17 protein-coding genes are annotated in these 25,095 nt (G+C 53.7%); 10 read left to right on the top strand and 7 right to left on the bottom strand.

Annotated elements, in window-relative coordinates:
• The first annotated feature begins 170 nt into the window (after window positions 1–170).
• Complete coding sequence (gene yfhb, locus MUU51_RS14665; RefSeq protein WP_159776328.1) at window positions 171–806, top strand: phosphatidylglycerophosphatase C; 636 nt, start codon at window positions 171–173, stop codon at window positions 804–806.
• A 20-nt stretch (window positions 807–826) separates the two neighbouring features.
• Window positions 827–1,366 (top strand): tRNA adenosine(34) deaminase TadA, encoded by a 540-nt coding sequence (gene tadA / locus MUU51_RS14670; RefSeq protein ID WP_258968007.1) that lies wholly within the window; start codon window positions 827–829, stop codon window positions 1,364–1,366.
• Here tadA and mltF read toward each other — a convergent pair.
• Window positions 1,353–2,903, bottom strand: coding sequence for a membrane-bound lytic murein transglycosylase MltF (gene mltF / locus MUU51_RS14675; protein WP_258968008.1), 1,551 nt, complete (start codon window positions 2,901–2,903; stop codon window positions 1,353–1,355). The genes tadA and mltF overlap by 14 nt on opposite strands.
• Before the next feature lie 256 nt (window positions 2,904–3,159).
• Between mltF and purL the strand changes: the two genes are divergently transcribed.
• From purL to glnB, 5 genes are all read left to right on the top strand, one after another.
• Window positions 3,160–7,047 carry a phosphoribosylformylglycinamidine synthase gene (gene purL, locus MUU51_RS14680; protein ID WP_258968009.1) on the top strand — a complete coding sequence of 1,296 codons (3,888 nt, stop codon included), beginning with the start codon at window positions 3,160–3,162 and terminating at the stop codon, window positions 7,045–7,047.
• Window positions 7,048–7,737: 690 nt separating this feature from the next.
• Window positions 7,738–9,174, top strand: coding sequence for a two component system sensor histidine kinase QseE/GlrK (gene qseE / locus MUU51_RS14685; protein WP_200849732.1), 1,437 nt, complete (start codon window positions 7,738–7,740; stop codon window positions 9,172–9,174).
• Window positions 9,171–9,887, top strand: coding sequence for a two-component system QseEF-associated lipoprotein QseG (gene qseG, locus MUU51_RS14690; RefSeq protein ID WP_258968010.1), 717 nt, complete (start codon window positions 9,171–9,173; stop codon window positions 9,885–9,887). The genes qseE and qseG overlap by 4 nt, the downstream gene beginning before the upstream one ends.
• Complete coding sequence (gene glrR / locus MUU51_RS14695; protein WP_159776316.1) at window positions 9,884–11,221, top strand: two-component system response regulator GlrR; 1,338 nt, start codon at window positions 9,884–9,886, stop codon at window positions 11,219–11,221. Before qseG ends, glrR begins: the two co-directional genes overlap by 4 nt.
• Window positions 11,222–11,285: 64 nt before the next feature.
• Window positions 11,286–11,624 (top strand): nitrogen regulatory protein P-II, encoded by a 339-nt coding sequence (gene glnB / locus MUU51_RS14700; protein ID WP_002914032.1) that lies wholly within the window; start codon window positions 11,286–11,288, stop codon window positions 11,622–11,624.
• Between the two features lie 68 nt (window positions 11,625–11,692).
• Here glnB and dtpD read toward each other — a convergent pair whose 3' ends face one another.
• From dtpD to hmpA, 5 genes are all read right to left on the bottom strand, one after another.
• Window positions 11,693–13,159 (bottom strand): dipeptide permease DtpD, encoded by a 1,467-nt coding sequence (gene dtpD / locus MUU51_RS14705; RefSeq protein ID WP_258968011.1) that lies wholly within the window; start codon window positions 13,157–13,159, stop codon window positions 11,693–11,695.
• A 136-nt stretch (window positions 13,160–13,295) separates the two neighbouring features.
• The gene (gene cadA / locus MUU51_RS14710) at window positions 13,296–15,437 is read right to left on the bottom strand and encodes a lysine decarboxylase CadA (protein WP_159776311.1); all 2,142 of its coding nucleotides are present in this window, start codon (window positions 15,435–15,437) and stop codon (window positions 13,296–13,298) included.
• Between the two features lie 81 nt (window positions 15,438–15,518).
• On the bottom strand, window positions 15,519–16,844 hold the full coding sequence (gene cadB, locus MUU51_RS14715) for a cadaverine/lysine antiporter (protein ID WP_258968012.1): 1,326 nt from the start codon (window positions 16,842–16,844) through the stop codon (window positions 15,519–15,521).
• Window positions 16,845–17,221: 377 nt separating this feature from the next.
• Entirely contained in the window at window positions 17,222–18,721 is a 1,500-nt protein-coding gene (cadC, locus tag MUU51_RS14720) for a lysine decarboxylation/transport transcriptional activator CadC (RefSeq protein ID WP_258968013.1), read from the bottom strand.
• A 180-nt stretch (window positions 18,722–18,901) separates the two neighbouring features.
• Window positions 18,902–20,080 (bottom strand): NO-inducible flavohemoprotein, encoded by a 1,179-nt coding sequence (gene hmpA, locus MUU51_RS14725; protein ID WP_258968014.1) that lies wholly within the window; start codon window positions 20,078–20,080, stop codon window positions 18,902–18,904.
• Between the two features lie 315 nt (window positions 20,081–20,395).
• On the opposite strand from hmpA, the gene glyA reads away from it, so the two are divergent.
• Window positions 20,396–21,649: a serine hydroxymethyltransferase gene (glyA, locus tag MUU51_RS14730; RefSeq protein WP_159776303.1), complete on the top strand. Its 1,254-nt coding sequence runs from the start codon at window positions 20,396–20,398 to the stop codon at window positions 21,647–21,649.
• Window positions 21,650–21,815: 166 nt separating this feature from the next.
• Here glyA and MUU51_RS14735 read toward each other — a convergent pair whose 3' ends face one another.
• Window positions 21,816–22,766: a LysR substrate-binding domain-containing protein gene (locus MUU51_RS14735; RefSeq protein WP_258968015.1), complete on the bottom strand. Its 951-nt coding sequence runs from the start codon at window positions 22,764–22,766 to the stop codon at window positions 21,816–21,818.
• Window positions 22,767–23,591: 825 nt separating this feature from the next.
• Between MUU51_RS14735 and MUU51_RS14740 the strand changes: the two genes are divergently transcribed.
• Window positions 23,592–24,191, top strand: coding sequence for a fimbrial protein (locus MUU51_RS14740; RefSeq protein ID WP_159776298.1), 600 nt, complete (start codon window positions 23,592–23,594; stop codon window positions 24,189–24,191).
• A 122-nt stretch (window positions 24,192–24,313) separates the two neighbouring features.
• A complete protein-coding gene (locus tag MUU51_RS14745) occupies window positions 24,314–25,063 on the top strand; it encodes a fimbria/pilus periplasmic chaperone (RefSeq protein WP_258968016.1) in 750 nt (249 codons plus the stop codon).
• Window positions 25,064–25,095: the final 32 nt, after the last annotated feature.

Consider the following 25,095-nt stretch of genomic DNA (forward strand, 5'->3'; position numbering starts at 1 on the left):
AATAGTCGTGCTGCGTCCTTAACCGATTCATTATTTTAATCAAAAGGATACGCTGTCTCCCTCACAAGGGAAAGACGCATTGCGGATCGTTTTTGGAAATGTGAGGTTCTGGCTGTTAGGCTATTTGACAGGAGTGACTCATACGCGCTGACCTTTTTAAGGAGAACAGTTTGGTAAGCAACTCGCGTCGGGTAGTGTTTTTTGACCTGGATGGTACGCTGCATCAGCAGGATATGTTTGGCAGCTTTTTACGGTATTTGTTACGCCATAACCCATTAAATGTGCTCTTGGTTCTGCCGATATTACCGGTGATTGGCGTCGCGCTGCTGGTGAAAGGGCGGGCGGCACGCTGGCCGATGAGCCTCCTGCTGTGGGCCGCAACGTTTGGGCACAGTGAGGTGCGGCTGAAGGCCATTGAAGCCAAATTTGTGCAGTGGTTCCGCGGGCATGTGACGGCGTTCCCGGTGGTGCATCAGCGCCTCACGGAGTACCTGACCAGCTCCGATGCCGACGTCTGGCTGATAACCGGTTCGCCTAAATCGCTGGTCGAGCAGGTATATGTCGACACGCCGTGGCTGCCGAGGGTGAATCTCATCGCCAGCATGACCGAGCGACGTTACGGTGGCTGGGTGCTGACGCTGCGCTGTTTAGGCCATGAAAAAGTTGCGCAGCTCGAGCAGAAAATTGGCACGCCGCTACGCCTGTATAGCGGCTACAGCGACAGCAATCAGGACAACCCGCTGCTCTATTTCTGCCAGCACCGTTGGCGGGTGACGCCGCAGGGTAATCTACAACAGCTGGAGTAAAAACCGCTCCGCTGTGTATAATGCGCCCCGTTTTTAAACCCGGAGTAGACGCTTTGTCTGATATCGAACTGAACCACGAACACTGGATGCGTCATGCGCTAACTCTTGCCCAACGTGCCAGGGAAGAAGGGGAGGTGCCGGTCGGGGCGGTACTGGTTTATCAGAATCAGGCGATTGGCGAAGGCTGGAACCGCCCGATTGGGCGTCATGACCCGACGGCGCATGCTGAAATCATGGCGCTGCGACAGGGCGGGATGGTGTTACAGAACTACCGTCTGATAGACACCACGCTGTACGTGACCCTTGAACCGTGCGTGATGTGCGCCGGAGCGATGGTACACAGCCGCATCGGACAGCTGGTGTTTGGTGCGCGGGATGCCAAAACCGGGGCCGCGGGTTCATTGATTGATGTGCTGCATCATCCAGGCATGAATCATCGGGTAGAGATAACGGAAGGGGTGCTGGCCGACGACTGCTCGTCAATGCTAAGTGATTTCTTCCGTCATCGTCGTGAGCAGAAAAAAAACCTCAAACGAGGCACACACGCTAACGACGCGTAAAATCAAACAGGCCGTTCGGATGCTTGACTTCTATCTGACCGCTGCGTTCATCGGAATGCAGCGAGATAAACGGCAGCACGCCCAGGCTAGTGTGGTTTAACTCATTTGGCCTGACCGCCGGATAATCCTGCGCGTACTCCACTTCCTGCGCCGCTTTCTTCTCTTTTTCCAGCAAATAGCCGACCAGGCTTATCTGATACTTACGGATGTTTTCCACGTAAGCGTAGGCTTCGTGCCCGCGCGCATAGCCGTACGTCAGACGCGTGTAGTAAGGCTTCTGGCTGAGAAGCGGCAGGCGCTGCTTCACATCGGCCCAGCTGTCCGGATTGCCTTTTTGTTTCGCAGTTAGCGCCCGGGCATCGAGCATATGCGCGTATCCCATGTTATACGCCGCCAGCGCAAACCAAATCCGTTCCTCTTTCGGCACCGTGTCCGGCACCTTATCCATCATGTCCTGCAAATAACGCATCCCGCCACTGATGCTCTGTTCAGCATCGGTTCGGTCGGTCAGGCCCAGGCTTTGCGCGGTATTTTTGGTGAGCATCATCATGCCGCGCACGCCAGTCGGGGAGGTCGCCAGCGGGTCCCAATGGGATTCCTGCCAGGCAATCGCTGCCAGCAGACGCCAGTCAATGTCCTCGGCGTACTTCAGGAACAGCGGCTCAAAATCGGGCAGCAGGTTATCGACCGCGCGCAGGAAGGTGCGGGTATCGAAATAGTCGAAGTCGCCACCGTGGCCGAGATACTTCTCTTCAAGACGCGCCAGAGTGCCGTCTTCATTAATGTTGTTGAAGAAATCGAGCATCGCCGCAGGTAGCGTGTTATCGCTATCCTTCATGCTAAACCAGGTGACAGGCTGTTCATCAGTGATATCCAGCGCCACCGCCAACTCCGGGTGAACGCGCTGGAACAGGCTTATCGCTACCGAATCGGCAATGGTGTAATCGAGCTTGCCGTCGATAATATCCTCCATCAGCTCAACGCTGCCGCGCTTATCGTCCACCGTCCAGTCGAGGTTGGGGTACTTTTCCGCCTTCAGAGCCTGTAAATCGGTGATCGCCACGTGGCCCGGTGCAATGGTTAATTGCTGTGCGGTGATATTATCCAGCGTTCGCGGACGGAAACTACCTTTGCGGTAAACCAGCTGCTGGGAAACTGAGTAGTACGCCGGGCCAGCCTGATAGTTTTTGGTGCGCTCGCTGTTGTACACCAGACCGGCGGCCAGCATATCGGCATTGTCGTTATCGAGGTCATCAAACAGCTGACTGATGTTCTGGCGAACGGTGATTTTGAGCTTAACGCCAAGATAATTGGCAAACTGCTGAGCCAGTTCGTAGTCGAGGCCGTAATCTTTTTCGTTAATGCTGGCGAACGTCAGGGGAGAAACCAGGGTACTGACGCGCAGCTCACCGCGCGCCTGGATAGCGGCGATGCGATTCTCTGGTTTACTGAACCAGGGAATAGAGGGCCATAGCGCCGCTGCCAGTAGCAGGGTGACAATGCCGATAAACAGATAATTAATCTTTAATTTTTTCAATTAGTTAATTCTCTGTGAAGAGAGCGATCTCAGGCAATAGTTACCATGTTAAAGTTTAGGGGCACTTCAGAATGAGCGGCATTTTGCTTAACAATGCGGCAGTTGGCAACCCATTCATGCATTTCACCGCATCGGGTGGTAAAACGCAGCGGCAATTTTATTTTGACGCAAACGGTTACGTCGCTGCTTCAGATCCACTATAATGGCGCCCGTTTTCCGCCATTGCGCACACTGAAACCCAGAAGACGAGAGACTTATGATGGAAATTCTGCGTGGTTCGCCTGCACTGTCTGCATTTCGTATTACTAAACTGCTGGCACGTTTTCAGGCAGCCAACCTTCCGGTCAGCAACATTTACGCCGAGTACGTGCATTTCGCCGAACTGAACGCCCCGCTTTCAGAACAGGAACATGACCGACTGGCACAGTTGCTGCAGTATGGCCCAAGCCTCAGCAGCCATACGCCCGCTGGAAAATTACTGCTCGTCACCCCCCGCCCTGGCACCATCTCCCCCTGGTCTTCAAAAGCAACGGACATCGCCCATAACTGCGGCCTGGACACCATCGTCCGCCTCGAGCGCGGCGTTGCGTATTACGTTGAAGCCTCAACCCTGAGCGATGCTCAGTGGAGCCAGGTAGCGGCAGAATTGCATGACCGCATGATGGAAACCGTATTTGGTGCGCTGCAGGATGCGGAAAACCTGTTCGCCCATCATCAACCGGCCCCGGTATCCAGCGTGGACGTGCTGGGTCAGGGACGTCAGGCGTTAGTGGAAGCCAACCAGCGTCTCGGTCTGGCGCTGGCGGAAGATGAAATCGACTATCTGTTCGACGCGTTCACCACCCTGAACCGTAACCCGAACGATATCGAACTCTACATGTTTGCGCAGGCTAACTCTGAGCACTGCCGACACAAAATTTTCAACGCCGATTGGGTTATCGACGGTGAAGTACAGCCGAAGTCGCTGTTCAAGATGATCAAAAATACCTTCGAGAAAACCCCGGATCACGTGCTGTCTGCTTACAAAGACAACGCCGCGGTAATGGAAGGTTCGGACGTCGGTCGCTTCTATGCCGACCGTGACGCCCTGCGTTATGACTTCCATCAGGAACCGACCCACATCCTGATGAAAGTAGAAACTCACAACCACCCGACAGCCATCTCTCCGTGGCCGGGGGCAGCGACAGGCTCCGGCGGTGAAATTCGCGATGAAGGCGCGACCGGGCGCGGCGCGAAGCCAAAAGCTGGGCTGGGCGGTTTCTCCGTTTCCAACCTGCGCATCCCGGGCTTTGAACAGCCGTGGGAAGAAGATTTCGGTAAACCAGACCGCATCGTCACTGCGCTGGACATCATGACCGACGGCCCGCTGGGCGGTGCCGCGTTCAACAATGAATTTGGTCGCCCGGCGCTGAACGGCTACTTCCGTACCTACGAAGAGAAAGTGAACAGTCATAACGGTGAAGAGCTGCGCGGCTATCACAAGCCGATCATGCTGGCGGGCGGGATCGGCAACATTCGTGCCGATCACGTGCAAAAAGGCGAGATCAACGTCGGCGCGAAGCTGATAGTCCTCGGCGGTCCGGCGATGAATATCGGCCTCGGCGGCGGGGCAGCCTCCTCCATGGCGTCCGGCCAGTCTGATGCGGATCTGGATTTTGCCTCCGTACAGCGCGATAACCCGGAAATGGAACGTCGCTGTCAGGAAGTCATCGACCGCTGCTGGCAAATGGGCGAAGCGAACCCGATTCTGTTTATTCACGACGTTGGCGCGGGCGGTTTGTCTAACGCGATGCCGGAGCTGGTGAGTGACGGTAATCGCGGCGGGCGCTTTAACCTGCGCGATATCCTCAGCGATGAGCCGGGCATGAGCCCACTGGAAATCTGGTGTAACGAATCCCAGGAGCGCTACGTGCTCGCCGTTGCCGCAGAACAGCTGCCGCTGTTTGATGAGCTGTGCCGCCGCGAGCGCGCACCGTATGCGGTGATTGGTGAAGCGACCGAAGAGATGCACCTGAGCCTCAGCGACACCCATTTCGACAACCAGCCTATCGATCTGCCGCTGGATGTGCTGCTCGGCAAAACGCCGAAAATGACCCGCGATGCGACAACTCAGAACGCTCATGGCGAAGCGCTGGACCGTCAGGGCATCACTCTCGAAGACGCGGTCAACCGCGTGCTGCATCTGCCAACGGTGGCTGAGAAAACCTTCCTCGTTACCATCGGCGACCGTTCGGTAACCGGTATGGTGGCGCGTGACCAGATGGTCGGCCCATGGCAGGTTCCAGTCGCAAACTGTGCGGTGACCACCGCCAGCCTTGATAGCTACTACGGTGAAGCGATGGCGATGGGGGAACGTGCGCCGGTAGCGCTGCTCGATTTCGCCGCGTCTGCCCGTCTGGCTGTCGGCGAAGCGTTGACCAACATCGTCGGTACGCAGGTCGGCGACCTGAAACGCATCAAACTTTCCGCTAACTGGATGGCGGCGGCAGGGCACCCGGGTGAAGATGCAGGCCTGTACGCGGCGGTGAAAGCGGTCGGCGAAGAGCTGTGTCCGGCGCTGGGTCTGACCATACCGGTCGGTAAAGACTCAATGTCGATGAAAACCCGCTGGCAGGAAGGCAGCGAACAGCGTGAAATGACGTCGCCGTTGTCGCTGGTGATTACCGCCTTTGCCCGCGTGGAAGATGTGCGTCGCACCGTTACTCCGCAGCTTTCTACCGAAGATAACGCCTTGCTGCTTATCGATCTCGGCAAAGGCCACAACGCGCTCGGCGCTACGGCGCTGGCGCAGGTTTATCGCCAGCTCGGCGACAAAACCGCCGACGTTCGCAGTACCGAACAACTGAAAGGCTTCTGGGATGCGATGCAGGTGCTGGTGGCAGAACGTAAACTGCTGGCCTGGCACGACCGCTCTGACGGCGGTCTGCTGGTGACGCTCGCGGAAATGGTCTTCACCGGTCACTGCGGTGTTGACGTTGATATCGCTGCGTTGGGTGAAGATAATCTGGCGGCGCTGTTTAACGAAGAGCTGGGCGGTGTCATTCAGGTTCGTGCAGAAGACCGCGCGCAGGTCGAAAGCATCTTTGCCGCACATGGCCTCGCCGATTGCGTCCATGTGCTCGGTAAAGCGACCGAAGGCGATCGTTTCGTGATAACCGCAGGCGGTCATCCGGTTTACAGCGAAAGCCGTACCACGCTTCGTATGTGGTGGGCAGAAACCACCTGGCAGATGCAGCGTCTGCGCGACAACCCGGAGTGCGCCGATCAGGAGCACGAGGCGAAGCGCAATGACAACGATCCGGGCCTGAACGTGAAGCTCAGTTTCGACATCAACGAAGACGTCGCGGCACCGTACATTGCCAAAGGCGCACGTCCGAAAGTGGCGGTCTTGCGTGAGCAGGGCGTGAACTCCCACGTTGAAATGGCGGCGGCGTTCCACCGCGCAGGCTTCGATGCCATCGACGTTCACATGAGTGATCTGCTGGCTGGCCGTACCGGTCTGGACGATTTCCAGGCGCTGGTAGCCTGTGGCGGCTTCTCTTACGGTGACGTACTGGGTGCCGGTGAAGGCTGGGCGAAATCGATTCTGTTCAATGACCGCGTGCGCAATGAGTTCGAAACCTTCTTCCATCGGCCACATACCCTGGCGTTGGGCGTATGCAACGGCTGTCAGATGATGTCGAACCTGCGTGACCTGATCCCGGGCAGCAGCCTGTGGCCGCGCTTTGTGCGTAACCATTCTGACCGTTTTGAAGCGCGTTTCAGCCTGGTCGAAGTGACTCAGAGCCCATCGCTGCTGTTGCAGGGCATGGTCGGTTCGCAGATGCCCATCGCCGTTTCCCACGGTGAAGGCCGCGTTGAAGTACGTGACGACGCGCATCTGGCGCAGCTGGAAAGCAAAGGTCTGGTGGCGTTGCGGTTTGTCGACCATTACGGCAACGTGACGCAGAATTACCCGGCAAACCCGAACGGTTCACCGAACGGGATCACCGCCGTAACCAGCGAAAGCGGGCGCGTCACCCTGATGATGCCGCATCCGGAGCGCGTATACCGTACGGTTGCCAACTCCTGGCACCCGGAAAACTGGGGCGAAGATAGTCCGTGGATGCGTATTTTCCGCAACGCGCGTAAGCAGTTGGGTTAATCTGCTTCCCCGTCTAAAAAGCCTTCCCGATAACGGAAGGCTTTTTTATTTGTGACGCAGGATGAAAAGAGTGTCTGGAAAAGACGACAGGGCCCCGTTGCGCTGTCGCCATTTGGAGACGTTTATTGTACTGATATTTATGATTTATTTTTTTTGCTGATAATTCTGTCTCTTATTGGAGACAGTGTGGTTGAAAAGTACTCCGCTTGGGATGTGTCATTTTTACCTATAATCGTTATTAATATCAGATGCTTAAATATAAACTTTGCGTTATGGCACGGTTACTGCATAATACTGTGCAGTGGCTCATTCACCTTCTTATGTCAGCCCCTTCGGGAAGCGCTACATAAACCTCGAATGACGCACAAAAAGGTGCCTGCCGTCCAACATCTGATATCAGCATAGCTATATCAACCATCGGGCGAAACGTGGAGTTAGGCACCGCCTTATTCAATAACAACGCCGGGTTTAGCCCGGCGTTGTTGTATCTGTACCCTGACCTCAGTTACCCTGCCTTCGAGCCTATTCCATTAGGGCTATCTTTTTTGCCATTTTGGACTTGGGCAGTGCTCGAAATCCTCATGTACTACGTGTACGCTCCGGTTTCTGCGCGCTGTCCGCGTCTAAACTGTCTGTAACGATAACGCCTACTGGAATAGACTCTTACTCTAATAACTAAGGGCGAACCCATTGAAACGCTGGTCTCTTTTCCCCCGCTCGCTGCGCCAACTGGTGATGCTGTCGTTTCTGTTGATCCTGCTTCCGCTGCTGGTGCTGGCGTGGCAGGCATGGCAGAGCCTGAATGCGCTAAGTTCGCAGGCTGCACAGACCAATCGCACGACGCTGATTGATGCGCGTCGTAGCGAAGCGATGACCAATGCCGCCCTGGAAATGGAGCGCAGCTACCGCCAGTACTGCGTGCTGGATGACGCCACGCTGGCGAAGGTTTATCAGGGCCAGCGTAAGCGCTACAGCGAAATGCTGGATGCACACGCGGGTGTTCTGCCTGATGACAAGCTTTATCAAACGCTGCGTCAGGATTTGAGCGACCTTGCCGAGCTGCGCTGCAAAAACAGTGGGCCGGAAGAAAAAGCTGCCGCACAGCTGGAAGCGTTCGCCTCTGCCAATACCGAGATGGTTCAGGCTACCCGCACGGTGGTGTTTTCGCGTGGTCAGCAGCTGCAAAAGGAAATCGCCGAGCGCGGGCAGTTCTTTGGCTGGCAGGCGCTGGTGCTGTTCATGGTCAGCCTGACCATGATGGTGCTTTTTACCCGCATGATTATCGGCCCGGTAAAGAACATCCAGCGGATGATTAACCGGCTGGGCGAAGGCAAATCGCTCGGCAGTTCGGCGATGCTGACCGGCCCGCGCGAGCTGCAGTCTGTCGGACAGCGTATTGTCTGGCTCAGCGAACGCCTGTCCTGGCTTGAGTCCCAGCGCCATCAGTTTTTACGCCATCTCTCCCATGAGTTAAAAACGCCGCTCGCCAGTATGCGTGAGGGTACCGAACTGCTGGCGGATGAGGTCGTCGGGCCGCTCACCTCAGAGCAAAAAGAGGTGGTATCGATTCTTGATGACAGTAGCCGCAATCTGCAAAAGCTGATTGAGCAACTGCTTGATTACAACCGAAAACTGGCCGACAGCCCGGTGGAAATGGAAAAAGTCGAGCTGGCACCGCTGATGGAGAGGGTCGTCTCCGCCCACAGTTTGCCGGCACGAGCTAAAATGATGCATACCCGCGTTGAACTTGAGGCGGGGGAGTGCTGGGCCGAGCCGATGTTGCTGCTGAGCGCGCTGGATAATCTCTATTCCAATGCGGTGCACTACGGCAGTGAATCCGGTACCATTTATCTGCGCAGTCGCCAGCAGGGAAACACGATTTTCCTTGAGGTGATGAACAGCGGGACGCCGATCCCGGATGCGGAACTGACCATGATTTTTGAGCCTTTTTATCAGGGCAGTCATCAACGCAAAGGAGCTGTGAAGGGAAGCGGTTTGGGACTGAGTATTGCCCAGGATTGTATTCGCCGGATGCAGGGTTCCCTGCAGTTGGTCGATGCGCCAGAAGGCAACGTTTGCTTCCGCATAGAGCTCTCTCTTTCAGACACGGATAAACCTATTAAATGAAGCAATGTCTGGTGAAAATGTCCCCCATTTTTCTTTCGCTCCTGGCCGGAGCGTCATGTTTGCTGCTGGCCGGGTGTACCCCTTCTCCGCATGCAATGAATGCCAGTGACGAAGACAAGTTGCCTCAGCAGCAGGTGGCGGATTTCCTCTCCACCGACTGTATGGACGTCTGGTCGCTGCACGGTGATGCCACTGAGAAAAACCCGCTGTACTGGCTGCGTGGGATGGATTGTGCCGAGCGTCTGTCGCCTGAAATGGCGCGTAGCGAGGCCCGTCAGCATATCGACGACAACTGGCAGGACGCATTCCGCCGCGGCATATTGCTCGCCAGCGCCAAAATAAGCCCGCTCGAGCGCCGGGATGCGGTGAGCCGCCTCGACAGTTTTATCCCGCAGTTTCCATCACAGGTGCGCCCGCTGTATCAAATCTGGCGCGACGGCCAGGCCTCGCAGCTCCAGCTATCCGACGAGCGTTCGCGCTACAGTAAACTGCAACAGTCATCAGATGCTGAACTCGATATTCTTCGTCAACAGCAGCAGCATCTGCGAAGCCAGCTCGATTTAACCACGCGTAAACTGGAGAATCTGACCGATATCGAACGTCAGCTTTCCAGCCGCAAACCGGCGAACAGCAGCTTTACCCCGGATCCGGGGCATGCGGCTGACTCGTCACCCGCGGCGAAAGACGCCCCGGCCGGAGAGGAAAAACCATGACAGGACGCAAGCCCGCACACCTTTTACTGGTCGATGACGATCCTGGCTTACTTAAGCTGCTCGGCATGCGTTTGACCAGCGAAGGCTTCTCGGTGGTAACCGCCGAAAGCGGACAGGAAGGGCTGCGCGTGCTGGCGCGTGAAAACGTCGATCTGGTGATAAGCGATCTGCGGATGGACGAAATGGACGGGCTGCAGCTTTTCGCTGAGATCCAAAAAGTGCAGCCGGGGAAACCGGTGATCATCCTGACCGCGCACGGATCGATTCCTGATGCCGTCGCCGCCACGCAGCAGGGCGTCTTCAGCTTCCTGACCAAGCCGGTGGACAAAGACGCGCTGTATAAAGCCATTGATGAAGCGCTGGTGCATACCGCCGCCGCGACTGACGATCAGTGGCGCGAATCGATTGTAACCCGAAGCCCGGTGATGCTGCGTTTGCTGGAGCAGGCGCGAATGGTGGCACAGTCCGATGTCAGCGTGCTGATTAACGGGCAGAGCGGTACCGGGAAAGAGATTTTCGCCCAGGCCATTCACAATGCCAGCCCGCGCGGAAAGTACCCGTTCATCGCCATCAACTGTGGCGCACTGCCGGAACAGCTGTTGGAGTCTGAACTGTTCGGTCATGCGCGCGGGGCGTTTACCGGCGCGGTCAGCAATCGTGAAGGCCTGTTCCAGGCAGCTGAAGGCGGCACGCTGTTCCTTGATGAGATTGGTGATATGCCGTCGCCGCTGCAGGTCAAACTGCTGCGCGTACTGCAGGAGCGCAAAATCCGTCCGCTGGGCAGCAACCGCGATATCGACATTAACGTGCGGATTGTTTCCGCCACCCACCGTGATTTACCGAAGGCGATGGCGCGCGGCGAATTCCGCGAGGATTTGTACTACCGTCTCAACGTCGTCAGCCTGAAAATTCCGTCGCTGGCCGAGCGTACCGAAGATATCCCGCTGCTGGCCAATCATCTGCTGCGTCAGTCCGCCGACCGCCATAAGCCGTTCGTCAGGGCATTCTCGACCGATGCGATGAAACGACTGATGACCGCCAACTGGCCGGGGAACGTACGTCAGCTGGTGAACGTCATCGAGCAGTGCGTGGCGCTCACGTCGTCGCCGGTGATTGGCGATGCGCTGGTGGAGCAGGCGCTGGAAGGGGAAAACACCGCGCTGCCGACGTTTGTCGAGGCGCGTAATCAGTTTGAACTCAACTACCTGCGCAAGCTGCTGCAAATCACCAAAGGGAATGTGACGCACGCCGCGAGAATGGCGGGGCGCAACCGTACCGAATTCTACAAATTACTCTCGCGCCACGAACTCGATGCCAACGATTTTAAAGAGTAGCCCGCCACCCGCTACGACGTTATGATAGGGTAAGCAACCGGTTACGCGGATAAGACAGGAAACCATGAAAAAGATTGATGCGATTATTAAACCCTTCAAACTCGATGATGTGCGTGAAGCGCTGGCGGAAGTCGGCATCACCGGGATGACGGTAACGGAAGTGAAAGGCTTTGGTCGTCAGAAAGGTCACACCGAGCTGTACCGTGGCGCGGAATACATGGTCGATTTTCTGCCGAAGGTGAAAATTGAAATTGTGGTGACTGACGATATCGTCGATACCTGCGTGGATACCATTATCCGCACGGCACAGACCGGAAAAATCGGTGACGGCAAGATTTTTGTCTTCGACGTAGCGCGCGTGATTCGTATCCGTACCGGCGAAGAAGACGACGCGGCAATCTGATTTTTGCGCGTCTCTCCCCGAGGCGCGTTATCGCTGCCCGCCACGTTCCGCGGGCAGCGGTTTAAACGTTACTCCTCACCGGCCTCTGCCAGCTCTGGCACACCGTTTCCCAACAGTTTTCTGCCCGCCAGCACAATAATCATCACTGCCACGCAGCCGAGCGTCCATTCGCTCATTTGTGAGAAAAAGTGACCGTAGGCGGCGACGGCAGTTTCGCTGATTTGCGATTCGGTGGTGCGCTGTGCCACCACGCCCGCCAGCCAGTTAGCGACGGCACCGGTCGCCAGCATGTAGATGCCAGTCAGCACGCCGGTGACGCCCGGCATATTCAGACGCGTTATTTGCGCCATTGCGACTGGATCGATAAACAATTCGGCAAACCCCATTAGTGCCAGACCCGCCACCATCAGGCTCATAGAGGCGTGACCGTGGATCTGGCCCTCGCGAGCATTGAGTGCCAGCAGCATAAAGCCTGCGCCCATCAGCGCCAGACCGAAGGCAAACTTCAGCCATACGCGTAATGCTGAATGAGGATGATCACCCGGATTCACTAGCCAGGCCAGCACCACGCCTGCGCTCATCACCGCAACCGCATTCACCGACTGGAACAGCGCGGTCGGCACAGTGAACTGCAGCCACTGGCGGTTAACAAAGTGGTCTATAAACAGGCTTATTGAGCTGCCGCCCTGCTGAGCTAATACCCAGAACAGTGTGCCGCTCAGCATCAGCAGAACAATTTGCCACAGCGCGCGACGGTGCTCCGGCGAAGTAATCATAATCCGCGCCATCATCTGTGCAGCAAAGAGGCAGACCGCCGCCAGCAGATAACCTGCCCAGTCGCGTTCCAGCAATATAGTGAAGAACACCGGTGCGATGCACAGCATTACCACCAGCCAGCCCCAGACCGGCAGGACAAAGTGTTTGCTGTTCAGGGCAGGTCGATTGACGCCGCGGGTATGACGAAAGTGATGATGACCGCTGAGGAAAACCATCAGGCCGATAAACATGCCGATTCCGGCCAGCGCAAAGCCGACATGCCAGCCGTACCACTGAGCGGCCAGCCCGCAGACAATTGGGGCGGCGATAGAGCCGATGTTTCCCGCGGCGTACAACAGCGAGAATCCGCCGTCACGGCGGCTGTCATTCGCGTCGTACAGTTCTCCCAGCAAGCAGCTGATGTTCGATTTGAACAGGCCATAGCCGCAGATGATGATCGCCAGCGCCAGATACAGGCTCGTCGCGGAATCAGACTCGAGGCCCAGCACGATGTGGCCCAGCGTCATCAGAAGCGCACCGGTAATCACTGCGACGCGGTTGCCGAGCAGACGGTCGGCAATCCAGCCGCCGAGAATAGGGGTGACGTACACCAGTGAGGCGTAGGCGCTGAACAGGCCAATGGCGTGGCTGTCGTCGAAGCCGAGCTGGTGGGTGAGATAAAGGATGAGCAGGGCACGCATGCCGTAAAAGCTGAAGTATTCCCAGATTTGAATCGCCACGATGTAGTAAATCGCGCGCGGTTGTGAGGGTGTTTGCATGTTGTCTCCCTGCGCTTTGTCAGAGTTGCCCGGCGGCGTTGTGCTTGCGCGGGCCTACGGGATAAAAATGTAGTAGGCCGGGTAAGCGCCGCGCCACCCGGCAAAAAGGGAAGTGGCACGCCACTTCCCTCGTTTCTTACTTACTGTTTTTCAGCACTTTAACGGTGTAACGCCCGTCAGTCTGACGATAAGCACCGTGGATGTCGGTTTCGAAGCCCGGATAGTGAGCGCCGATTTCACACAGCATCTGCAAGAATTCCAGCACCGGACGGCTTTCCTCGGTGATCATCTCACCTGGCATAACCAGCGGTACGCCTGGAGGATACGGCAGGATCATGTTGGCATTCACCCGACCCACGGTCTCCTCGAGGTAAACCTCTTCGGTTTCACCGTGCAGCTCTTTCTGGAACGCGTCGAACGGCGTCATCACCATCGCTGGCAGCACTTCAAATGCCCGGAACATCAGGTCCGGCAGGTTGTGATGTTCAACCAGTTTGTGGATGTTCTGCGCCAAATCCTGTACGCGCATGTTTTCGTAAAATTCTGGATTTTCACGATACAGTGATGGCAGCAGGTTTTTCACTCGCAGGTTCAGGTCGAACGCACGTTTGAAATCGGTCAGCGCACGCAGCAGGCTCAACGCTTTGGTTTTGTCGATCCCGATGCTGAACAGGAACAGCAGGTTATACGGACCGGTTTTCTCAACCACGAGCCCACGCTCATCGAGGTATTTCGCCACGATGCTCGCCGGAATACCAAACTCATCCATCGAACCGTCTTTTTTCATTCCCGGAGTCAGAATGGTGACTTTGATCGGGTCAAGATACATATGTTCGTTGTCGATGTTTTTGAAGCCGTGCCACGCGCTGTCTGAGCGCAACGGCCAGCATTCCGCACCGTCAATGTGCTCAGGCTGCCAGACGTCGAAGAACCAGCCTTCGGATTCGCCTTTCAGACGTTTAATCTCTTTACGGAACTTGATAGCGCGTTCAATAGAACCGTTGATCAGGCGCTTACCGGCGTTACCTTTCATCATCGCCGCTGCGGTTTCGGTGGAGGCCACAATCCCGTAATGCGGAGAAGTAGTCGTGTGCATCATGTAGGCTTCGTTAAAGGTTTCTTCGTTAACGTCGCCCTTCACGTGGATCATCGATGCCTGAGAGAACGCAGCCAGTAGTTTGTGCGTAGACTGGGTTTCGTAAATCACTTTCCCTTCCACGCGACCGCCGCTCATCCCGCTTTTCCCCGCGTAAATCGGCGAGAAGTTGGTGTAAGGCACCCAGGCAGAATCGAAGTGAATCGATTTCACATCGAGGGTTTTCTTGATGAAGTCGGTGTTATACAGCAGACCATCATACGTCGAGTTGGTGATCACCGCGTGTACCGGCCAGCTGGCGTTCGGTGTTTCTTTTACGCGTTTCGCAATGGTCGCGCGCTGGAATTCGCTCTGCGGAATGCCGCCGAGGATGCCGTAGGCGTTACGGGTCGGACGGAAATAAATCGGCGTGATGTTGCTCATCATCATCAGATGGGTGAGCGACTTATGGCAGTTACGGTCGATAAGCACGGTGCTGCCCGCCGGAGCGGAATACATACCGACGATTTTGTTCGCCGTGGATGTGCCGTTGGTCACCATATAGCTGCGTTCAGCGTTGAAGACGCGGGCGATGTACTCTTCCGCTTCTTTGTGCGGGCCGCTGTGGTCGAGCAGAGATCCCAGTTCAGACACGGAAATCGACACGTCAGATTTCATGGTGTTCGGGCCAAAGAAATCATAAAACAGGCTGCCGACCGGGCTTTTCTGGAAGGCGGTACCGCCCATGTGGCCTGGCGTACAGAAGGTGTATTTGCCTTCACGCACATATTTGAACAGCGATTTGGTCAGCGGCGGCAGGATTGTGTCGATGTACTCGTCGGTATTCTGCTGGATTTTCGCCGCGATATCTTCCGCTGCACCCAGCGCATATTCGAAGAAGCGCACCTGCATCCGCAGGTCATTCAGGCTCACATCGAGAGTTGAGTAGGTATTGGCAAAGGCGTACAGCGGCATGTACTCGTTCAGCTTGCTAATTTCTTCACACAGTTCGAGATTGTATTTATCCCAGTCGAAAATCACGCCGCACAGGCGGGCATTGTTCTCAATCAGCTTCAGTAAATCTTCGCGATCGTTAGGGTAAACGATGCGGAAATCCAGGTGCTCAAGGGCGCGGTGCAGTTCACGAATAGGCTCTTCTTTGAAGTAGACACCCATGTGATTCATGATTGCGATAACGTTCATAGTCGTATCTCCAGGCGTAGAAGGCCCCTCCCGTCACGAGGTGACAGGTGAAGAGAGGAGCCGTGAGAAATGGGTTAGGGCTTAGTGAGCGCTGGCGGTGTTGTCGTCGCTGTGTTCACGCTGGTTCATTTTGCGGCCGTAGAACATCAGGATGATGAGGCTCACGATAAAGGTGCCGGACAGCTCGAAGGAGCTGGCGCCCATCAGGGCAATGAAGCAGAACGCACAGCCGAGCACGGCACAAATCAGGCTCACCAGGTTGCGGATGTTGACGCCTTCAAAACGAATCAGGTCAACGCAGGAGTAAAAGTAAGGCAGCATGGTCAGCAGAACCGCGATACCGGTTAACTCGCCGAACAGGTCAGAGGCTTTACCGCCACTGGAGTTCATCACCGTAATCAGGATCATCAGGGCGGTCATTTTCACCGCGGCCAGCAGCAGACCTTTTTTAGGGATGCCGTTGGCATCAACTTCGGCATACACTTTCGGGAAGTTGCCATCATCAGCGGCACGTTTACCGGCCTGGCCGACCAGCATCATCCACGAACCCAGAGAGGTCAGGCAGGCGAACGCGGTAAAGGCGGAGACCATCGGCGCAGCCCAGCTGCCCATAATGGTGGAGGCGCTGATAGCGAACGGCGCTCCCGATGCTGCCATTTCAGCCGCAGGGTACATACCGGTAATGACCTGAGTCGCCAGAATATAAATCACACCCGCGATTGCTGTACCCAGCATGGTTGCCAGCGGTACGGTGCGTTTCGGGTTTTTGACCATACCGGTGCTGACAGCGGCAGATTCAACGCCGACGAACGCCCACAGGCACAGCAAGATACTTTTGATTACCGCGTGATAATCCGTGGTGGCCGAGGTGTTCCAGTTAGCCTGATAAGTCGCCATATCAAACCAGTGCCAGCCGATAACCGCTGTCACCACGACCGGAATAAGCACCAGCACCAGACCAATGGTGGTCAGGCGACTCACCCAGGTACCACCGAGCATATTCACGAAGGTGAAAATCCAGACAATAGCAATACAGGCCAGACCGGCCGGTACGGGATCATTTAAGACCGGGAAGAAGGTCGAAAGATAAGAAACGGCGGTAATGCCGATTGCCAGGTTACCAATCCAGTTCGCGTGGTAATAAAGGACACCGGTCTGGAAGCCGAACGCCGGGGATAATTCACCCGCGTAGGCAATCGGGCCACCTTCTTGTGGGTTTTTGGTTGCCAGTCGGGCGTAAACATAAGCCAGAGACATTGCACCAATAATAGAAATAACCCAGCCCCAGATGGCAATGCCACCGATGCTGGCGAGGTTCGCGGGTAATAAGGCAATGCCGCTCCCCATCATATTCCCGGCGACTACACCGGTACAGGCGAAGAGCCCGATCTTTTTGGCAGAACTCATGGTTTGTATTCTCCTGGTGTTTATTTTGGAGGCCCGGGACATATTGCAAGTTATGGTTATGACCCGACCGACTGAGTTCAAGATTAAAGATCTCCAGCAGAGAAGTCCTAAAGATAAAGTGAAGTAATCGCAAACGTCAGACAAATGACATCCTGACTTTTCTGCGTTAACACATCAGGATGACATGTTGATATCATGAAAAGGTAAATATCGTTGTTTTTCAGTGTGTTGTTTTTGGTTTTGCGGGTTAAATCAATGTTGCTTTGCGCGGGTTTTTGTCTCGAAAGAGATAACAATTCAGGTGTTCATGAGATACATATAATTAACCTCATCACGCGTGTTTTATTCCACGCGATGAGGTTATTCATATTTCTGACTTATTCTGCAGCGAGGAAGTTGTCGAGATAGGGGACGACGCGGGTAACGGAAGTCTGGAATACGCTATTTTCAATCCAGTAAAGTGTGTTCTCGCCTGGTCGCAAATTGAATGCGGTAATATACGCGTCTGCCGCGAGACGGTTTTTACCTTTCATTTCGTAGACCTTGCCGAGCAACACGTAATTCATCCACGACATTTCAAGGTCAATGCCTGAATTAATCGCCGTGAATGCATCATCAACTTTTCCTTGTCCAAGCATATCGATGGTCTTTATTTGATAGAATGCCGCGGTATTTTTAATCTCAGGATTATTGCTGACACGGGTTATTTCCGCATTGAGCTCCGCCAGCTGTGTTTCATTCATCGGCTGCTGAGAATGACGTAAGACATCGACAATGGCTTTTTCCGCCAGCGCATAGGTAAAGCCCGGCGAATCGGAAATCACGTCGTCGAGAACCGCGCTGGCTTTGCTGAGTGAATCAATATCGCCTTTCATTAATAGCTGATGCGCCTGATAAAAGTGAGTCAGCGATGTGCTCTGCGGCGGCTGGTACATGTGAAGCATGGCCTGCATCCGCTCTGGCCACGGCTGCGTCAGCGCCTCCGACAGGCTGCTCATCAGGTCGTTCTGAATCGACAGCGGGTTAGCGCTGGTGACGAAGTAACGCTTATCGAGCATCATGGAGCCGTCGGCGTTATCAACCAGCTGCACTGACATAAAGCACTGCTGAGCGCGGTAATGGCGCTGATTCACAAACTCAATGGTCAGCGTTTTACCCGAACTGCTCGGCTCGTTGACGTTGTAGTTGGTTTTGTCATGCACCATATAGGTCGAGAAAGTATTTAACGACGTGGTAATCAGGCTGCCAAGCCCCACCGCGTACGTTCGCTGCGAGGCCGCATTATTACAGGAGTTGCCGTCCGCCAAACGGATATCGATATCGCGCGGGTTGAGCAACAGGCGCGTTTTGGTGACTGGCGGATGGGAGTTTATTGTCGACATTGCGACCAGCGCCACACAGCTGAACAACGCCAGCAAGAACAGTCCCCAGACCCACCAGGTCGTAATGCTGCGGCGTTTTTCTGGCGGGGTTGTTCGTGCACGGTCAGGTTCTGTGCCTGGGATTATTATCGCCGCAGGAGGCGGGACTGGCGTTAATTCTGCACCTTCTTCCGTGCACCAGATAACGGTGGCCGCCAGCTTATAGCCGCGCTTCGGCACCGTCACAATGTATTCCGGGCTGCTCTCATCACCGTCTTTCAGCGACTTACGCAATTCAGAAATGCTCTGGGTCACGACGTGGTTGGTCACGACATTGCGCGTCCAGACGTGGTCGATAAGTTCATCTCTGCTCAGGACTTCATCGGGGTGATGGGCAAAGTAAACCAGAAGGTCAATGAGGCGAGGTTCTAGTGTAAGTTGACGTCCCTGACGGCTTATCTGATTTACGGCAGGCGTAACCAGCCATTCGCCAATGAGTACAACAGGTTGTTGCATAAAAAAGGGGCCCAAAAAAGACAACGGGAAGACGGGCATTCTAACACGATCAGATTACCCCTTTTTTGACCCACCCGTGCTTCACGGTGGTGATATGAAAGGTTTTTCGTATGGTTTTGCGTATAGAAGCAGCGTTTGCGGGCCAGAGAAACAGCGTGGCCCGCGAGAGAGAAGAAGACGTTACAGTACCTTATGTGGGCCGAAGCATTCGTAATGGATATTGCCCTGCTCCACGCCCAGCGCCACGAGCTGCTGCGCGGCAAACTGCATGAACCCGACTGGGCCGCAAAGATAGAACTGGGTCGCCGGATCGCTGAACAGGCCTTCATGCTGGCGCAAATCCATCAGCCCGGCGCTGTCATACACGTCATGGCTTTCAGGCTTGTTGTACCAGACGTGGGAGGCGAAGCGCGGCAGCGTTGCGCCCAGGGCTTCGACTTCTTGGGCGAACGCGTGAACCGTGCCGTTTTCAGCCGCGTGGAACCAGTTCACCTGAGCCGGATGCGCGCGGTTTGCCAGGGTGTCGAGCATCGCCAGCATTGGCGTCTGGCCGACACCAGCGGAAATCAGTGTCACCGGTGCGGAGGCGTCAACCGACATAAAGAAGTCACCGGCAGGTGCGGCAAGATAAACGGTATCGCCCACGCGGGCCTGGTCATGCAACCATTCGGACACCTGGCCGCCGTTTTCGCGCTTCACCGCAATGCGATAGTTTTTGGCGTTCGGGCTGCGGGTGAGTGAATACTGACGGATTTCCTGATGCGCAAAACCTTCCGGCTTCAGCCACACGCCGAGATATTGACCCGGCTGATAATCCGCCACGTCGCCGCCGTCCTGCGGGGCAAACTCAAACGCAGTGATCAGGGCGCTTTGCGGCGTTCTACTAACTATCTGGAATGCGCGCGTGCCTTCCCAGCCGCCGATTTTTGCGGCGCTCTGCTGATAGATTTCCCCTTCGCGTTTAATGAACACGTCGGCCAGCACGCCGTAGGCTTTGCCCCAGGCGTCCAGCACTTCCTGGCCCGGGCTGAACATCTCGTCGAGCGTCGCCAGCAAATGGCCGCCAACGATGGCGTATTGCTCGGGTTGGATCTGGAAACTGGTGTGCTTCTGGGCAATTTTTTCGACCGCGGGCAGCAGGGCTGCCAGGTTTTCAATATTGCTGGCGTAGGCGGCAATGGCGTTGAAAAGCGCTTCACGCTGATCGCCGTTGCGCTGGTTGCTCATGTTGAAGATCTCTTTCAACTCTGGGTTATGAGCAAACATGCGATCGTAAAAATGAGCGGTGAGTTTAGGGCCAGTTTCGACCAGCAGGGGAATGGTGGCTTTCACCGTCGCGATGGTTTGTGCGTCAAGCATGGCTATGTCCTTTTGCGGTTTCTTCGTCATGTTTCTTAATGGTGCATTTTAAATGCATCTTATAAGAATGACCCTATGATGTAAATGGTTCTTTGAAAGATGAAAAATGTGCATCACAAACCTGAAAAGAAATCCGCTTAAATCAAGTGAGCCTTTATCGCTCAAACCCTTGCGCGGCGGCAAGGTAATCGTTTGCGTAAAATCATTTGTCAAGACCTGTTATCGAAGAACTTATCAGTTATACTGTTGGCCGTTGCCCAAAAGGGCCCCCTTTTTTAGCGGTAAAACTACTGTTAGCTGAGTCAGGAGATGCGGATGTTAAAGCGTGAAATGAACATTGCCGATTATGATGCCGAACTGTGGCAGGCTATGGAGCAGGAAAAAGTACGTCAGGAAGAGCACATCGAACTGATCGCCTCCGAAAACTACACCAGCCCGCGCGTCATGCAGGCGCAGGGTTCTCAGTTAACCAACAAGTACGCTGAAGGTTACCCGGGCAAACGCTATTACGGCGGCTGTGAATATGTTGATATCGTTGAGCAGTTGGCTATCGATCGTGCCAAAGAGCTGTTTGGCGCAGATTACGCCAACGTGCAGCCGCACTCCGGTTCCCAGGCGAACTTCGCGGTTTACACCGCGCTGCTGCAACCGGGCGATACCGTGCTCGGTATGAACCTAGCGCAAGGGGGTCACCTGACTCACGGTTCCCCGGTGAATTTCTCCGGTAAGCTGTACAACATCATTCCTTACGGTATTGATGAGTCCGGTAAAATTGACTACGAAGACATGGCAAAGCAGGCGCAGACCCATAAACCGAAAATGATCATCGGCGGCTTCTCTGCTTATTCCGGCGTGGTTGACTGGGCTAAAATGCGTGAAATCGCTGACAGCATCGGCGCATACCTGTTCGTTGATATGGCGCACGTTGCTGGTCTGATTGCCGCAGACGTTTACCCGAACCCGGTTCCACATGCACACGTGGTCACCACCACCACCCACAAAACCCTGGCGGGTCCGCGCGGCGGCCTGATCCTGGCGAAAGGTGGTGACGAAGAGCTGTACAAAAAACTGAACTCTGCCGTATTCCCAAGCGCGCAGGGCGGCCCACTGATGCACGTGATTGCCGCGAAAGCCGTCGCGCTGAAAGAAGCGATGGAGCCAGAGTTCAAAGTTTACCAGCAGCAAGTGGCGAAAAACGCGAAAGCGATGGTGGAAGTGTTCCTGAACCGCGGCTACAAAGTGGTCTCTGGCGGTACTGAGAACCACCTGTTCCTGCTGGATTTGGTAGACAAAAACCTGACCGGTAAAGAAGCCGATGCCGCTCTGGGTCGCGCCAATATTACCGTGAACAAAAACAGCGTACCAAACGATCCGAAGAGTCCGTTTGTGACTTCCGGTATTCGTATTGGTTCTCCGGCCATCACCCGTCGCGGTTTCAAAGAAGCCGAAGCGAAAGAGCTGGCTGGCTGGATGTGTGACGTGCTGGACAACATCAATGATGAAGCCGCCATCGAACGCATCAAAGGTAAAGTACTGGATATCTGCGCACGCTTCCCGGTTTACGCCTAATTTATTGCAGTAAACACAAAGGCCGCTGATGCGGCCTTTTGCTTTTTTAGCTGTGCCGTTAAGTCGTAAGGTGTCGCCGGCAATAACCTCGTGAAAGCGAAAAGGAACAGGACGGCGGCTTCCAGGAGAAGCGCGCCTACGAATAGAACGTTGCCGATCTGCTACGTCACTGTCCGTTGAGATGTATCATCATTTTTTTAATAATATTTTCAATAACCGGATTTTCCAGTGTCGCTTTCTTCACGATCATATATAGCGTTATTTTGGGCAGGATGATGTCGGTATTGATAACCTTTAATGAGAAGCCTTCTTTCATCTGCAGGTATAAAGTTAACGGAATAATCGCCAGTGAGTCTGTCGCCGCTGTCATGGCCGCAATGGTAAAAATGGAATTGCTTCGCAGAGAGAACGCTTTTCTTCTGATGCTGAGATCAAGACGATACTGTTTGTCGATGAGGTTTTGCAGTCCATCCGCGACGTTAAACATGGATATATTCTCTTCCCGTATCTTCTCCGCCGGGACATAGTCGCCTATACGGGGATGGTCCTGGCGACAGACCAATACCAGCTCCTCTTCCCACAGGGCATTACAGACAAAATCGACGCGATGGATGGGCATGGCGTCGAACAGAATATCCACTTTCCGCAACATCAGCAGTTCTTCTGCGCTCGAATTGCTGGCATCGATGATGTGGTGCAGGATCTTACACTGGAGATCGTGTTTTTCGATGACACTCCCCAATAACGGAATGATCCGAATACCCGAATATCCCCGGGTAAATACATTAATTTCGCTGGTGTTTTGTCCGGTAATAAAATAACCCAGTTCGCTGAGTAAATCCTCATATTTATCATGGAGTTTTGCATGAATATTGTCAGCCACTGTGGTGCTGGTCAATTTCATTCCATGACGTACAAATAAAGGATCTGAAAAATGAAGACGTAATTTATTTAAGGATTGGCTTATTGCCGCGCTACTCTTGTTGAGCTGGTTCGCGGCATGCTTGACGCTTTTAAAAAGATACACGGATTCAAATACTTCAAGTAAATTTAAATCAAATTCGTGTGATTCATTTATCGTAGCCTTAGGCTGTTGAAGAGTATTTAGTCCATTCATGTTGACCTCACTTGCCAGCAATAATCCATATTAGCGGGAGCGCCCATGCGTCCGTCGGTTATCTCTGTTTCAATCTCAGGAGAGAATAATCGCGACGGATAAATGAACGGTCAGTATAAAACTGGAGACTTTTGCGGGCAGACTAGCCCACGTGTTGACAGTACTTAAAACTAACGTATCAAGATTAGCATTAAACCAAAAGCCAGGGTAGTAAGTTACTTTCAAAGAGACGGCATGGCATCAACCAGAGAATGTTGCCAGACCATGATACCGCCCGCAACAACATGGCTCGCGCAGCTATGGCTAAAATGAACATCAATACGAGACAAATCACGGGGCAACACTGCGGCCAGGTATCCAAAAAAGCGGAGACTGGAATTATAACGGCTGTTGAATTATTGATTGGAATAATATATCGAGGTGTGTTCCATCCTCAGTTTTTTTCCGATTAAACGAAAGAACGATGTCTCTGATGACTGGCTGGTTTTTGTAATAGTGTCAAATATATGTGTCTGGTGAATTTGTCATTTAATGAGATTGTTTCAAGCTTAAATTCATCAAGCGTGAGGATATCTACTGGTTGACCTCTCCCCCACGGTTTGCCTCAATAGTAAGCTTTTCAAAATAAGTCATTCAGGAAAGTAGTGTTGTTTAAGGCATCCACCATATGTATGCTTATCGCAGCACGCTTTAGGTAAGGTTATGTAATATTCTTGGGAATAGAGTAATCATCCAAAGTGTCACCTCTGCATAGCTATTCACCATCGAAACAGTGATGTTCCGATTATTAATATTTTTCTGGAACGAAAATAAAGGACTTTCCAAATGAAAAAAATCGTCGTGTTCTCTTTTGCCCTCTCGGCGGCATTTTCTCTCACTGCTGCTCAGGCATCTGATGGACAAATGCAAATAAACGGTCAGGTTTTTAATACCAGCTGTACCATCGCCATTGATGGTTCACCAACGGCGAATAAGACCATTGTTCTGGACGGTATTCCTGTTACGGCGCTGAGCAAATCAGTCAATACCGTATCCGGAAGTGCATTAATGGCTTCTGACACCATGAAAACCGTCACTATCAGCCTCAAAGATTGCACATTGCCGCAAGATAAAACGACCGTAGGCGTGAGCTTTGACACCAATGGTTACGGTGATTCGCGTTATTCCTCTTATCGCAACATGCTGCTGGATTCCATTAACACCCAGTCCACAGCCGCTAAGGGCGTAAACATCGGTTTCACCGCGCCTGGTGCCGAAACAGAATTAGTCATGGGAGAGGATAAAGCAATCTTTAAAGCGCCTGACACGAATAATGAAGTCGCCTATGACTATCAGATTCGTTATGTCACCACCGGCGCTGATACTACGGGTGTGACTGCAGGTGACCTGGATACCGTAGCGACATTCAGCGTGGTTTATGAATAAACCCTTAAATTAATCTGCCGGCTAAGGGGAGCACTGCCTCTGCCGCAGATTAATCGGCATTATACAATTATCCAGTCAGTTTACTGACTGGATATCGATTTTCTTTGCTTAAAAGAATTGTCATGAAAAAACTCAATGCTATTTTAATTACCGGTGCATTATTTCTGATAAGTCAGAGCAGTTTTGCTGATATTGTCATTAATGGTACGCGTGTCATTTATCCAGAAAAATCAAAAGAAGTGAATGTCAGATTAACGAACGTGGGCACAAGGCCATTGCTGGTGCAATCCTGGCTGGATAAGGGGGAAGCGCAGGAGTCGCCTGAAAATATTAACGTCCCGTTTATTATCAACCCACCGGTTTCGCGAATTGATGCGAAAAAGGGCCAGGTACTGCGAATTTCAGCCCTGAAAAACGACTTACCGAAAGATCGTGAAAGTATTTTTTATCTGAACGTGCTGGAAGTTCCGCCAAAAATGAAAGCGGATAAAAAAAACGGAGAGGATAAAGCTGTCCAGGATTCAGGCAACAGCCGACTTCAACTGGCGTTTCGTACCCGTATAAAATTTTTCTGGCGTCCTGATAGTATCGCGAAAATGACCCCGGCTGAGCAACTGAAAAAAATCAACTGGACGCTGGTGAATAATGGTAAAGGTTGGGCAATTAAAGCGACAAACAATACACCGTACCATTTCACCTTCAGCCAGGTCAGGGTAGGTGGACAAGATGCTAAAGCAGGAATGGTTGCCCCATTAAGCAGCGCTGAGTTCCCTATGAATAATAATGCGAAGCCAACCGGTAGCGATGTGAAATTCTCCTGGATTAATGATTTTGGCTCAGATGTTGAATCTCAATCAATGTTGAGCCGGTAAGTTATACAAGCCCCGTGAATAATACCTGGTTG

It is taken from the genome of Scandinavium manionii (genome assembly GCF_024764775.1).
Lineage (GTDB): Bacteria > Pseudomonadota > Gammaproteobacteria > Enterobacterales > Enterobacteriaceae > Scandinavium > Scandinavium manionii.

Coding starts and splice junctions, on each gene's coding strand:
- tadA (WP_258968007.1), top strand. CDS start 827: ATGCGCCCCGTTTTTAAACCCGGAGTAGACGCTTTGTCTGATATCGAA.
- purL (WP_258968009.1), top strand. CDS start 3,160: ATGATGGAAATTCTGCGTGGTTCGCCTGCACTGTCTGCATTTCGTATT.
- qseG (WP_258968010.1), top strand. CDS start 9,171: ATGAAGCAATGTCTGGTGAAAATGTCCCCCATTTTTCTTTCGCTCCTG.
- glrR (WP_159776316.1), top strand. CDS start 9,884: ATGACAGGACGCAAGCCCGCACACCTTTTACTGGTCGATGACGATCCT.
- glnB (WP_002914032.1), top strand. CDS start 11,286: ATGAAAAAGATTGATGCGATTATTAAACCCTTCAAACTCGATGATGTG.
- dtpD (WP_258968011.1), bottom strand. CDS start 13,159: ATGCAAACACCCTCACAACCGCGCGCGATTTACTACATCGTGGCGATT.
- cadA (WP_159776311.1), bottom strand. CDS start 15,437: ATGAACGTTATCGCAATCATGAATCACATGGGTGTCTACTTCAAAGAA.
- cadB (WP_258968012.1), bottom strand. CDS start 16,844: ATGAGTTCTGCCAAAAAGATCGGGCTCTTCGCCTGTACCGGTGTAGTC.
- cadC (WP_258968013.1), bottom strand. CDS start 18,721: ATGCAACAACCTGTTGTACTCATTGGCGAATGGCTGGTTACGCCTGCC.
- hmpA (WP_258968014.1), bottom strand. CDS start 20,080: ATGCTTGACGCACAAACCATCGCGACGGTGAAAGCCACCATTCCCCTG.
- glyA (WP_159776303.1), top strand. CDS start 20,396: ATGTTAAAGCGTGAAATGAACATTGCCGATTATGATGCCGAACTGTGG.
- MUU51_RS14735 (WP_258968015.1), bottom strand. CDS start 22,766: ATGAATGGACTAAATACTCTTCAACAGCCTAAGGCTACGATAAATGAA.
- MUU51_RS14740 (WP_159776298.1), top strand. CDS start 23,592: ATGAAAAAAATCGTCGTGTTCTCTTTTGCCCTCTCGGCGGCATTTTCT.
- MUU51_RS14745 (WP_258968016.1), top strand. CDS start 24,314: ATGAAAAAACTCAATGCTATTTTAATTACCGGTGCATTATTTCTGATA.